Origin of the sequence: Paraburkholderia sp. BCC1876, assembly GCF_902833695.1 — a bacterium.
Taxonomy (GTDB): Bacteria; Pseudomonadota; Gammaproteobacteria; order Burkholderiales; family Burkholderiaceae; genus Paraburkholderia.
Genome location: NZ_CADFGI010000007.1, coordinates 323,653 through 336,728 on the forward strand (window position 1 = coordinate 323,653; position 13,076 = coordinate 336,728).

Consider the following 13,076-nt stretch of genomic DNA (forward strand, 5'->3'; position numbering starts at 1 on the left):
GGCATGCAGACAGGGTTTGCAGGAGGTCCGCCTACGCTTTCCCGTGTGTTACATTTCGTCGTTAATTCGCAAAACTACCATACGCCCACCCGCCGCAGCATGTCCGAGCGAAACGAATCCGCCGACCCGCACGAAACCGGGCAGGTCCGGCCAGTGAGCGGAAGCGACCACATCGTGCTGCGTCGGACCTTTCACGTGGTCCTCGCGGTTGCGCTCGTCCTCTACTTCATCGCGGCCGGCCTGTTTCTCGGCTTGCGTTACGTGCTGCTGCCGCGCGTCGACGCATTCCGTCCGCGTATCGAAGCCACCGTGTCGGACAAACTGCATACGCAGTTCACCATCGGCAAGCTGGCGCCCCATTGGAGCGGCTTTCAACCGGGTCTCGACGTCACCGATCTGGTGATTCGCGATCAGGAAGGCAAACCCGCGCTGACCATTCCGCACGCCACCGCCACGCTGTCGTGGAAGTCGCTGTGGCAATTCCATCCGGCGTTGTCCAGTTTGATCGTCGATCAGCCCGACGTGCTGGTATCGCGCAGCAGCGACGGCGTGATGTCGGTGGCGGGCGTGCCGATCCCCACGCGGCACAGCGGCAACGACACGCTCTCCACCTGGCTGCTGCGCCAGCAGGCGATCGTGGTGCGCGGCGGCGTGCTGCGCTGGCGCGACGCCACGCACACCGCGCCGGAGCTCGCGCTGCGCGACATCCGCATTGCGATTCTCAACGACGGCTACGAACACCGCATGGCGCTGCAGGCGCCCGCCGACGGCCAGGTGCTGCACGGTCCGCTCGATTTCCGCACGCATTTCCGGCACACGCCGCTCTCCGCGATCGGCAAGCCGATCAACTGGACCGGCCAGGTGTACATGTCGACCGGGCCGGTGGATCTGCCGGCGCTGGCGCGCTACATCAATCTGCCGATCGAGATGTTCGCCGGACGTATCGACAACGCCATCTGGGCCGACTTCGCCGACGGCCGCATGACCCAGGCGCGCGGTCAGCTCTCCGGCACGGACGTCGCCATGCGCGTGCGTCCCACCCAGCCGAAGCTGCTGGTGCCGGTCGCCCATTTCTCGTGGCAGGTTGAAGTCGACCCGGGCGACTACAAGCTGCAACTGAATCACCTGCACGCCGAACTCGGCCAGCCGCCGCTCGACGACGGCACGCCGCTCACCCGCACGCTCGCGCTCACCACGTTGAACGGCCGCTTCCGGCAGGCTTCGCAGCAGCACGGACAACTCGTCAGCGTGAGCGGCGACCGCGTCGATCTGGGCATCCTCGCGGAATTCAGCCGCGCGCTGCCGCTGCCGCGCCGTCTGCTGAACAACCTCGTGCGCTTCAATCCGCGCGGAATGGTAGCGAACTACGTGATCGAAGTGGAGCGCGGCAAACCCGAGTCGGGTGAAGCGGGCAGCGACCATCAGTCGAGCGGCGCCGAGCCGATCGAGCGTTATCGTTTCAAGGGCGACTTGCAAGGCATCAGTGTGGCTGCGCAGGAACCGCCGCCGGGGCTTACGCCGCTGAATCACCCGCGCGCCGGCATTCCCGGTATCGAAAATCTGTGGGGCAGCGTCGACGCCGACGAAAACCATGGCACCGCGCTGCTCGACACGTCCAATGTGGCGATCACGCTGCCCGGCGTGTTCGACGACCCGCGTCTGAAGCTCGACCGTCTGCATGGCCGCGCCGACTGGACCATTACACCGAAGGCGCCCGGCGAAAATCATCCGGGCTTTGCCGTCAAGCTGGCCGACTTCGCCGTCTCGAACGCCGATACGGCGGCCACCGCGACCGCCAGTTACAGCAACCCGGGCCACGGGCGCGGCTCGCTCGATCTGAAGGCCAACTTCGAACGCGCGCAGGTGACGCGCATCGTCCGTTACCTGCCGACCAGCATCAGCGAGAAGCTGCGCATCTATCTCGGTCACGGTCTGCAGGCGGGCATGTCGCGCGGCGCGACGATCGAAATTCATGGCGATCTGACCAAGTTCCCGTACTCGCGCGACCCGAGCGCGGGCATCTTTCAGATCGTCGCGCCGTTCAAGGGCGGCAAGTTCGACCCGTCGCCGTTCCCGCCGCGCAAAATGCGTAACGGCACGCCGAACGTGTGGCCGGCGCTGGACGGCATCGACGGTGTGTTCGCGCTGAAGCAGAACGTGTTGCGCTTCGACATCGACCGCGCGCATTACCAGCGGGTGGCGCTGACGCGCGTCAGCGGCAAGATCGACGATCTCGGCACCAAGGCATCGAGCCTCGTGATCGACGGCGACGCGCGCGGGCCGCTCGCCGACATGCTCGACTACGTGAACCAGAGCTCGCTCGGCATCATGGCCAGGCACCAGACCGACAAGCTGCATGCGGAAGGACCCGCGTCGCTCGCGCTCAAGCTGACGGTGCCGCGCACGCCGATGCCGCACATCGCCGTGGAAGGCGCGGTCGGTTTCCAGAACAACCGTCTGAGCGTGGACAACGTGCCGCCCCTGTCGCAACTGAAGGGCAAGGTGCGCTTCACCGAACACACGGCGCAGGTCGACCGGCTGTCCGGCCAGTTCCTCGGCGGCGATGTGCATGCGAACGGCGGCCTGAAGCAGAACGGCACGTATGCGCTCGACCTGAACGGACATATCGCCGTCGATGCCGCGCGCGGCCTCAATCTGCACGGTCCCGCCGCGCAGGTGCTGACACGCATGAGCGGCAGCGCGCCCTACGCGCTGAATCTGCGCGGCGCCAAAGGGCATCTGCCGGAAGTGACGGCGAACTCCGATCTGAGCGGGCTCGCGCTCGACTTTCCGGCGCCGTTCGGCAAACCGGTCGGCACGCCGATGCCGCTGCATTTCGCGGTCAATCCGTCCGCCGCGCCGGGCGAAGCCGGTCTGGAACGCGCCGATCTCACCTTCGGACCGGTCGCCGCCACCTATCTGCTGAAATACGAACCCAAGTCGCCGCCGAGCGTGGTGCGCGGCGCGATCGGCGTCAACAAGCCGGCCGATCTGCCGGCCGACGGTGTGATCGCCGCCGTCGACCTCGATACCTTCGACGCCGACGCATGGCGCACGCTCATCACGCAATTGCGCAGCAAGGAAGCGCCCGCCGCCGCACCCGCCGTTGCGGCTGCCACACCCACGCCCGCGCCCGCGCCGCCGAACCCGACCGTCACGCAATTCCTGCCGAGCCGCTTCGCGCTGCACATCGGCACGCTGACGCTGCTCAAGCGTCACTGGGACAGCGTGATCGTCGGCGCCTCGCATGCCGACGGTAAATGGCAGGCGAACATCGCGTCGAACCAGGTGTCCGGCCACGTATCGTGGCTGCCGGGCGCCAACAAGGAATCGCCGGGCACGCTGCAGGCGCGCTTTGCCCGCGTGGTGATTCCGTCAGCCGCCGACAAGGACCTGCTCGGCCAGGCGATGTCGGCCCCGGCGCAGAACATGCCGTCGATCGATCTGGTGGTGAACGAGCTGATCGTGCGTGACCGCAACATTGGCCGCCTCGAAGTCGACGCTCACAATTTCACCGAAGACGGCGTGCCGGTCTGGCAACTCGACAAGCTCGACATCACTAACCCCGCGGCCACGCTGACCGCCACCGCGAACTGGCGCACCTCGACCGGCCTCGGCAATGCCGCCGACGAAACGACGCCGCGCCGCACCGTGTTCGATTTCAAGCTCGACATTAAAGATGCCGGCGCGCTGCTCGAACGCTTCGGCCAGCCGCGTACGCTCAAAGCCGGCGCCGGCTCGCTGTCGGGCAAGGTGGTGTGGCGCGGCGGACCGACCGTGATCGACTATCCGACGCTCAACGGCAACCTCGCCGTCGACCTGCGCCACGGCCAGATTCTCAAGGTCGATCCAGGCGTCGCCAAGCTGCTCGGCGTGCTCAGTCTGCAAAGCCTCGCGCGCGTCGCTACGCTGAACTTCCGCGACGTGATCGGTGAAGGGCTGCCGTTCGAACATGTGACCGGCACCGCGCAGATCCACGACGGAATCGGCCGCACCGAGAACTTCGAAATGGTCACCGCACCGGCCCGCGCCGAGATGAAAGGCACGCTCGATCTCGCGCAGGAAACCCAGGATCTGCACGTGCAGATCGTGCCGACGGTCAGCGCCGGCGCCGCGGTGGTCGCCGCGGCGGTGATCAATCCGCTGCTCGGCGTGGGCGCGCTGGTGGCCGATCTGGCGTTCAGCAAATCCGTCTCCCACGCGTTCGCACGCGAATATGCGATCACCGGTTCGTGGTCGAAACCGCACGTTGAGCGGGTCAAGGGCGATCGCGGTAAGATGGACGCTCCGGCTTCGACCGTGGAAGCGCACTGAGCTCTATTCGACCCTTTGCCCGGTCGGACACGCGCGGTGCCACACCGGCGGCCCAGCCAGCCTTGAACGACGTAGGCGGCGCCAGCGGATCGCGCCGCCGCCCTGCCGGGAGTTTTTCGAAACGCTCATGAGCGAAACACACGTCTCTTCAACCGTATCCAGCGGCTCACTGGACAGCGTCTTTCGCGTCGCCGCGTTGCAGATGGTCAGCACGCCGGAGCCCGAACGCAATCTCGCCGAAGCGCAACGCCTGATCGCCGAAGCCGCCGCCGACGGCGCGCAACTGGTTCTGCTGCCCGAATACTTCTGCTTCATGGGCTTCAAGGACACCGACAAGCTGGCGGTGCGCGAGCCCTACCAGGACGGCCCGATCCAGCGTTTTCTCGCCGACGCCGCGCGCCGTCACAAGATCTGGGTGATCGGTGGCACGCTGCCGCTCACGGCGCCAGAGGCGTCGCGCGTGCTGAACACCACGCTGGTGTTCGACCCGCACGGCAACGAGGCCGCCCGCTACGACAAGATCCACCTGTTCAACTTCGAAAAGGGTGAGGAATCGTTCGACGAAGCGCGCACCATTCGCCCCGGCGACGAAGTCCGCACGTTCGAAGCGCCGTTCGGCCGCGTCGGCCTGTCGGTCTGCTACGATCTGCGCTTTCCGGAGCTGTACCGGCGCATGGGCGACTGCGCGCTGATCGTGGTGCCGTCGGCGTTCACTTACACCACCGGCCGCGCCCATTGGGAAATGCTGCTGCGAGCCCGCGCGGTCGAAAACCAGTGTTACGTGCTGGCCGCCGCGCAAGGCGGGAAACACGAAAACGGCCGCCGGACCTGGGGCCACAGCATGCTGATCGACCCGTGGGGTGAAATCGTCGCGGTGCGCGACGAGGGCGCCGGCGTGGTCGCCGGCAATCTCGAGCGTGCGCGCATCGACGAGGTGCGGCAGAGCCTGCCCGCCTGGCGTCATCGTGTGCTTAGTTGATTACCGGGCTGAATCCCGCGCGGCATTGAAAGTGCGGCGCCTGCCACTCATATAGTGAGCGTGGCGCTAACCGAATCCTTCGTATCGAGCAGAACATACTTCGCATGAACATCATCGAACCCGGTATCCGTAATCTCGCCACCGCCAAGGACATCCTCCTGACGCCCTACGGTCTCGACGAATCCCTGCTCACCCGCACGCTCGCCGAAATCTTCACGCATCGTATCGATTACGCGGATCTGTACTTCCAGTACACGCGCAGCGAGGCGTGGAGTCTCGAAGAAGGCATCGTGAAGTCGGGCAGTTTCAGCATCGACCAGGGCGTCGGCGTGCGCGCCATATCGGGCGACCGCACGGCGTTCGCTTATTCGGACGACCTGTCGCCCGAAGCGATTCGCCAGGCCGCCATTGCCACGCGCGCCATCGCCAAAGTGGGCGGCGGCAAGCAGAAGATCAAGGCGGCTTCGTCGCTGGTCGGTATTGCCGGGCGCGATCTGTATCTGCCGTCCGATCCGCTCCATTCGCTCGACGCCACCGCCAAGGTCAAACTGCTCGAGCGCGTCGAACAGATGGCGCGCGGCCGCGATCCGCGCATCCAGCAGGTCATGGCCGGCCTCGCCGGTGAATACGACGTGGTGCTGGTGGCGCGCAGCGACGGCGGCTTCGCGGCCGACATCCGGCCGCTGGTGCGCGTGTCGGTCACGGTGATCGCCGAGCAGAACGGCCGCCGCGAAATCGGCAGCGGCGGCGGCGGTGGCCGCTTCGACTATGGCTATTTCACCGATGAAGTGCTGTCGGGTTACGTCGACGACGCGGTTCATGCCGCGCTGGTGAATCTGGACGCGCGTCCGGCGCCGGCCGGCGCGATGACCGTCGTGCTCGGACCGGGCTGGCCCGGCGTGCTGCTGCACGAAGCGATCGGTCACGGACTCGAAGGCGACTTCAACCGCAAGGGTTCGTCGGCATTCGCGGGGCGCATCGGCGAACAGGTCGCCGCCAAGGGCGTCACCGTGGTCGACGACGGCACGTTGCCGAATCGCCGCGGCTCGCTGAATATCGACGACGAAGGCAATCCGACCCAGTGCACCACGCTGATCGAAGACGGCATCCTGAAGGGCTACATTCAGGACACGCTGAACGCGCGTCTGATGAAGATGCCGGTCACGGGCAACGCGCGCCGTGAGTCGTACGCCGCGCTGCCAATGCCGCGCATGACCAACACTTACATGCTGAACGGCGACAAGGACCCCAAGGAAATCATCGAGTCGGTCAAGAACGGCTTGTATGCGGTGAACTTCGGCGGCGGTCAGGTGGACATCACCAATGGCAAGTTCGTGTTCTCGGCTTCCGAGGCGTACATGATCGAAAACGGCAAGGTCACGTACCCGGTGAAGGGCGCGACGCTGATCGGCAGCGGCCCGGAATCGCTCAAGTTCGTCAGCATGATCGGCAACGACATGAAGCTCGATTCGGGCGTGGGCGTATGCGGCAAGGAAGGCCAGAGCGTGCCGGTGGGCGTCGGCCAGCCGACACTGCGAATCGACCGGATGACAGTGGGCGGCACGGCCTGATTTTTGAAGAAAATGCATACTTCGTGAGCGTTTAGCATTAAGTATGCGGATTTCCCGCATTTTTGCACCCCACGGCTTGCACCGCACGGTCTGCCCGGGTTATAAAGTCACTCACCCTTTTGATCAGCGACCCCATTTCGCCATGTCCGCCAAGTTTTACTTTTACTTTTTTTGGCATCTCAGACCGCTGGCGGATCGAGAGGGGTGTTAGTGCACGCAAGACACCAAGAATTCCCGAAAAACCGCCAGCCAGTCTGGCGGTTTTTTTTCGTCTCACGCCTTTGAAACCGAACACGCTACGAACCGATTCAGGAGAAACACCATGCCCCCGCACAACACCGACGATGTCCGTATCCGCGAATTGAAAGAACTCACGCCGCCCGCTCACCTGATCCGCGAATTCGCCTGCGACGAAACGGTGTCCGACGTGATCTACCACTCGCGTAACGCGATGCATCGCATTCTGCATGGCATGGAAGACCGCCTGATCGTCATCATCGGGCCGTGCTCGATTCACGACACTAAAGCGGCAATGGAATACGCCGGCCGCCTCGTCGAGCAACGCAAGCGGTTCGCCGGCGAACTCGAAATCGTGATGCGCGTGTACTTCGAAAAGCCTCGCACCACGGTGGGCTGGAAGGGTCTCATCAATGACCCGCACATGGACAACAGCTTCAAGATCAACGACGGCCTGCGCACCGCGCGCGAACTGCTGTTGCGCATCAACGAACTCGGCTTGCCGGCCGGCACCGAATACCTCGACATGATCAGCCCGCAGTACATCGCGGATCTGATCTCGTGGGGCGCGATCGGCGCGCGCACGACCGAATCGCAGGTGCACCGCGAGTTGGCCTCGGGGCTGTCGTGCCCGGTCGGGTTCAAGAACGGCACGGACGGCAACGTCAAGATCGCCGTCGACGCCATCAAGGCCGCCTCGCAGCCGCACCATTTCCTGTCGGTGACCAAGGGCGGCCACTCGGCGATCGTGTCGACCGCCGGCAATGAAGATTGCCACATCATCCTGCGCGGCGGCAAAACGCCGAACTACGACGCGGACAGCGTCAACGCCGCGTGCGCGGACATCGGCAAGGCGGGTCTGGCCGCGCGTCTGATGATCGACGCGAGCCACGCGAACAGTTCGAAGAAGCACGAGAACCAGATTCCGGTGTGCGCCGATATCGGCCGCCAGATTGCTTCGGGTGACGAACGGATTGTCGGCGTGATGGTGGAATCGCATCTCGTGGCGGGACGCCAGGATCTGCAGGAAGGCTGTGCGCTCACTTACGGCCAGAGCATCACCGACGCCTGCATCGGTTGGGACGAAAGTATCGGCGTGCTGGAAGGTCTCGCCGACGCGGTCAAGCAACGGCGCGTGGCACGCGGCAGCGGCAACTGAAACGCGCTGCGATTGCGGTAAGGCTTCATCGAAAAAACCCGGCTCATCGCGCCGGGTTTTTTTATTGGCCGAACGGACGAATGGTGCTCAGCGAGCCACCTCTGTACCGTAACGATTCAGCGCCGGGTCGAAGAGGACTTGACCAGGCGGAAGGTTACGTATAATATTTTGTACATGAAAGGTGGTTATGGCTTGTGAAAAAGAACTCCGCTGGATGGGCTCCAGCTATCGCGATTTACTCACCTTTCCCGAAGAAGCGCGCCGGCAAGCCGGGTTTCAGCTTGGCAAAATTCAGGCAGGCCTCGACCCCGACGACTGGAAGTCGTTTGATTCGATCGGACCCGGCACGCGTGAAATTCGCATCAAAGAGGCTAACGGTATTTTTCGCGTCATGTACGTGACCAAGTTTGTGAATGCGCTATACGTGCTTCACTGTTTGCAGAAGAAAACGCAAACGCTCACGCCGCATGACAGAAAGATTGCCGAAACGCGTTATCGTGCCATTATTAATGATAGGAAAACTTAACAAATGACGATCGACACCAAAATTCGTCACGTGTCCAAGCCTGGCGCTAATCTGTTCCTCGAACTCGGCTTTTCCGTCGACGAGGCGAAGCGCCTGCATGCCGCGTCGCAAAAGCAGATCAACGACACGCGGCTGCTCAAGGAGCAGCTCATGACAGAACTGTCCAGCTGGATCGAACAGCATCATTTGAAACAGGCGGAGGCGGCCGAGGTCCTGATGGTGTCGCGCCCGCGCGTGTCCGACGTGGTCAACAAGAAGACCACCAAGTTCACCATTGATACGCTGGTGGAAATGATGAGCCGGATCGGCAAGCCGGTCAGGTTGGCGGTTGGGTAACGCGGTTGGCTATTTAGCCCCGCGCTCGTGCTGCCACAGCACATCGGCACCGCCGTCCGCACGGTTGAGCACCCGCGCGAGCACGAACAGCAGATCGGACAAACGGTTCACATACTGGCGCGGCGCAGCGTTGATTTCCTCGTGCTCACCCAGCGCCACGATCGCCCGTTCAGCACGGCGGCACACGGTCCGGCACACGTGAGCGAGCGCCGCCGCGCGCGAACCGCCGGGCAGAATGAACTCCTTTAGCGGCGGCAAGCTGGCGTTGTAATCGGCGAGCCAATCGTCGAGTTGGGCGAGGTGCCGGTCGGTAATCATCGTGTGACCGGGAATGCAGAGTTCGCCGCCCAGATCGAACAGATCATGCTGAATCGCGATCAGCGCCGCGCGCACGTTGTCGGGCAGCGTTTCACACAGCAGCACGCCGAGATTCGAGTTGAGTTCGTCCACGTCGCCGATCGCGGCGATACGTGCGCTGTCCTTGCCCACGCGGCGGCCGTCGCCGAGGCCGGTGGTGCCGTCGTCGCCGGTACGGGTGGCGATCTTGCTCAAGCGGTTGCCCATGCTGTCTCCCATGCAATTCAGTGGCGATGCGTGCACGCCCTGCGGCCCGGCCAGGTCCAGAAACCCTCACCGGCCACCGCGTTTATCCATATTGCGCGCATCGTGAAGTCGCCGCCATTATAGGAGCGCGAGCCGCTCCGAACGCCGGCCCATGGGCGATCGGCGTAAAATGAAGTAGATGCTGTAAAAGCGCTCTGCCCACACTTTGCGCCCGCTTTGCCCCATAGATCAGGAGACATGCGTGAACCATCCCGTGCCGCCGGCCCCGCTGCGCCGGCCGTTTCCCGCCGAATTGCTGAGCGCGCTCAAGGCCGCTTTCGGCGAGCGCGTGTCGGTAGCCGAAGCCGTGCGCGCTCATCATGGCCGCGACGAGTCGCCGTTCGATCCCCAACTGCCCGACGCGGTCGTCTTCGCCCGCACGACCGAAGACGTGCAAACCGTCGTCACGCTGTGCGGCCCGTACAACGTGCCGATCATTCCGTACGGCAACGGTTCGTCGCTCGAAGGACATTTGCTGGCGGTGCAAGGCGGCGTGTCGATCGACCTGTCGGAAATGAACCGGGTCCTGTCGATCAACGCCGAAGACCTCACCGTCACCGTCGAACCGGGCATCTCGCGCAAGCAGCTGAACGAGGCACTGCGCGACACCGGTCTGTTCTTCCCGATCGACCCGGGTGCAGACGCGAGCATTGGCGGCATGTCGGCTACGCGTGCGTCGGGCACCAACGCCGTGCGCTACGGCACGATGCGCGAGAACGTGCTCGGCCTGACCGTGGTGCTGGCCGACGGCCGCGTGATCAAGACCGGCACGCGAGCCCGCAAATCGTCCGCGGGCTACGACCTCACGCGCCTGTTCGTCGGCTCGGAAGGCACGCTCGGCGTGATCACCGAAATCACCGTGCGCCTGTATCCGCAACCTGAAGCGGTATCGGCTGCGGTCTGCACGTTTCCGTCCATGGGCGACGCGGTGCGCACCGTCATCGAAACGATCCAGATGGGCGTGCCGATCGCGCGCGTCGAGTTCGTCGACGCGCTCGCCATCCGCTCGATCAACCGTCATTCGAATCTGACGCTGCGTGAAGCACCCACGCTGTTCTTCGAGTTTCACGGCACGGAAGCCGGCGTGAAAGAACAGGCGGAGCTGGTGCAGGAAATCGCCGCGCAGAATTCGGGCGAAGGCTTCGAATGGGCCACCCGGCCGGAAGACCGCAGCCGTCTGTGGAACGCCCGTCACAACGCCTACTTCGCGATGCTGCAACTGAAGCCCGGTTGCCGCGCCGTGACCACCGACGTCTGCGTGCCGATCTCGCGCCTCGCCGAATGCGTGGAGGAAACGGAGCGGGATCTGAACGCGTCGCCGTTGCCCTGCCCGATCGTCGGCCATGTGGGAGACGGCAATTTCCATGTGGTGATCCTGATCGATCCGGACAAGCCGGAAGAGCTTGCCGAAGCGGAGCGCCTCAACCTTCGGATCGTCCAACGCGCGCTGCGCATGGACGGCACCTGTACGGGCGAACACGGCGTCGGCCTGCACAAGATGGGCTTTCTGCTCGAAGAACACGGCGACGTCGCCGTCGACACGATGCGTTCCATCAAGCACGCACTCGATCCACGCAATCTGATGAACCCCGGCAAGATTTTTAGTTGGGCGGCTTGACGGGTTAGCGGGCTTTACCGCTGCGAGACGCACGAGGAGACAAGTCACATGAACGCACCCGCTGAACTGACGGCAGAAGTACTCGCCCAGCGCCAGCGCGAAGTTGTGCAGGCGCTGATGGCCGTATTGCCGACGCACTGTCTGCTGTATCGGGAAGAAGACACCGTCGCTTACGAATGCGACGGCCTGGCCGCGTACCGGCGTCTGCCGCTCGCGGTTGCGTTGCCGGAAACGGAATCGCAGGTGCAGCGCATCGTGCAGATCTGCCACCGTCTCGACGTGCCGATCGTGCCGCGCGGCGCGGGCACCGGCTTGTCCGGCGGCGCGATGCCGATCCGGCACGGCGTGGTGGTGTCGCTCGCGCGCTTCAGGAAGATCGTCGAAGTCGATTCGTACGCGCGAACCGCCACCGTGCAGCCGGGCGTGCGCAATCTGTCGATTTCCGAAGCCGCCGCGCCGTACGGCTTGTACTACGCACCCGACCCGTCGTCGCAGATTGCCTGCACGATCGGCGGCAACGTGTCGGAGAATTCCGGCGGCGTCCACTGCCTCAAATACGGCCTCACCGTGCACAACGTGCTGCGCGTGCGCGCGGTCACCATGGAAGGTGAGATCGTCGAATTCGGCTCGCTCGCGCCGGACGCGCCCGGTCTCGATCTGCTGGCGGTGCTGATCGGCAGCGAGGGCATGTTCGCGATCGTCACGGAAGTCACCGTCAAGCTGATCCCGAAACCGCAAATGGCGCAGGTCATCATGGCCAGTTTCGACGACGTCGTGAAAGGCGGCAACGCGGTTGCCGGCATCATTGCCGCGGGCATCATCCCGGCAGGTCTGGAGATGATGGACAAGCCGGCTACCCGCGCGGTCGAGGAATTCGTCAAGGCGGGCTACGACCTCGACGCGGCGGCGATCCTGCTGTGCGAATCGGACGGCACGGTCGAAGAAGTCGCTGACGAAATCGTCCGCATGACCGCGGTGCTGCGTGAACAGGGCGCCACCCGCATCCAGATTTCGCGCTCGGAAAGCGAGCGGCTGCGCTTCTGGTCCGGCCGCAAGAACGCGTTTCCCGCTGCCGGCCGCATTTCACCCGACTACTACTGCATGGACGGCACGGTGCCGCGCCGCAGTATCGGGCCGCTGCTGGCGCGCATCGAAGAGATGGAGAAGAAGTACGGGTTGCGCTGCATCAACGTGTTCCATGCGGGCGACGGCAATATGCATCCACTGATCCTGTTCAACGGCAACGATCAGGATGAGTGGCACCGGGCCGAGGCGTTTGGTTGCGACATCCTCGAAGCCTGCGTCGAACTGGGTGGCACCGTGACCGGCGAGCATGGCGTCGGCATCGAGAAGATCAATTCGATGTGCGTGCAGTTCTCGCCCGAGGAGCGCGACACGTTCCACGCGGTCAAACGAGCCTTCGACGCACCCGGCCTGCTCAACCCCGACAAGGGCATTCCGACCCGGGCGCGCTGCGCGGAATACGGCAAGATGCACGTGCGGGGCGGTTTGCTGCCCCACCCGGACCTGCCGCGTTTCTAACGCCTGCGTAACACATGGCATAAGACAGGACACAAGGCAGGCAGACGGCACGCCGCAACGCGCCGCCAATAACCCGCCCCCGACAAGCGCCGCCCGCAGCCTGCTGCGGCGGCGCTTTCAACCCCACTACCCTGATTACCCGATGCGGGTCCGCTCCTGGTTGCCAGCGAGCCCCCGCCCGGTACAATCGA

The 13,076-nt window shown here is 64.3% G+C and carries 9 protein-coding genes; 8 read left to right on the plus strand and 1 reads right to left on the minus strand.

Translation table 11 applies throughout. The annotated features are described in order from the left end of the window. Positions 1-99: 99 nt before the first annotated feature. The 6 genes from HWY05_RS25310 to HWY05_RS25335 all read left to right on the plus strand — a co-directional run bounded on the left by HWY05_RS25310 (position 100) and on the right by HWY05_RS25335 (position 9,122). Entirely contained in the window at positions 100-4,314 is a 4,215-nt protein-coding gene (locus HWY05_RS25310; RefSeq protein ID WP_176059993.1) for a YhdP family protein, read from the plus strand. Between the two features lie 127 nt (positions 4,315-4,441). Beyond that, positions 4,442-5,293, plus strand: a complete 852-nt coding sequence (locus tag HWY05_RS25315) for a carbon-nitrogen hydrolase family protein (protein ID WP_035553282.1) — start codon at positions 4,442-4,444, stop codon at positions 5,291-5,293. Positions 5,294-5,397: 104 nt separating this feature from the next. Continuing rightward, positions 5,398-6,864 (plus strand): metalloprotease TldD, encoded by a 1,467-nt coding sequence (tldD, locus tag HWY05_RS25320; protein ID WP_035553285.1) that lies wholly within the window; start codon positions 5,398-5,400, stop codon positions 6,862-6,864. Positions 6,865-7,186: 322 nt separating this feature from the next. Then, positions 7,187-8,260 carry a 3-deoxy-7-phosphoheptulonate synthase AroG gene (aroG, locus tag HWY05_RS25325; RefSeq protein ID WP_035553288.1) on the plus strand — a complete coding sequence of 358 codons (1,074 nt, stop codon included), beginning with the start codon at positions 7,187-7,189 and terminating at the stop codon, positions 8,258-8,260. A 187-nt stretch (positions 8,261-8,447) separates the two neighbouring features. Continuing rightward, positions 8,448-8,786, plus strand: a complete 339-nt coding sequence (locus tag HWY05_RS25330) for a type II toxin-antitoxin system RelE/ParE family toxin (RefSeq protein WP_176059994.1) — start codon at positions 8,448-8,450, stop codon at positions 8,784-8,786. Positions 8,787-8,789: 3 nt separating this feature from the next. Further along, complete coding sequence (locus HWY05_RS25335) at positions 8,790-9,122, plus strand: XRE family transcriptional regulator (protein WP_176059995.1); 333 nt, start codon at positions 8,790-8,792, stop codon at positions 9,120-9,122. 9 nt (positions 9,123-9,131) lie between these two features. Here HWY05_RS25335 and HWY05_RS25340 read toward each other — a convergent pair whose 3' ends face one another. Further along, positions 9,132-9,686, minus strand: a complete 555-nt coding sequence (locus HWY05_RS25340; RefSeq protein ID WP_035553296.1) for a cob(I)yrinic acid a,c-diamide adenosyltransferase — start codon at positions 9,684-9,686, stop codon at positions 9,132-9,134. A gap of 241 nt (positions 9,687-9,927) precedes the next feature. Between HWY05_RS25340 and HWY05_RS25345 the strand changes: the two genes are divergently transcribed. Then, positions 9,928-11,343: an FAD-linked oxidase C-terminal domain-containing protein gene (locus HWY05_RS25345; protein ID WP_035553298.1), complete on the plus strand. Its 1,416-nt coding sequence runs from the start codon at positions 9,928-9,930 to the stop codon at positions 11,341-11,343. 48 nt (positions 11,344-11,391) lie between these two features. Continuing rightward, complete coding sequence (locus tag HWY05_RS25350) at positions 11,392-12,885, plus strand: FAD-linked oxidase C-terminal domain-containing protein (protein WP_176059996.1); 1,494 nt, start codon at positions 11,392-11,394, stop codon at positions 12,883-12,885. Positions 12,886-13,076 lie beyond the last annotated feature (191 nt).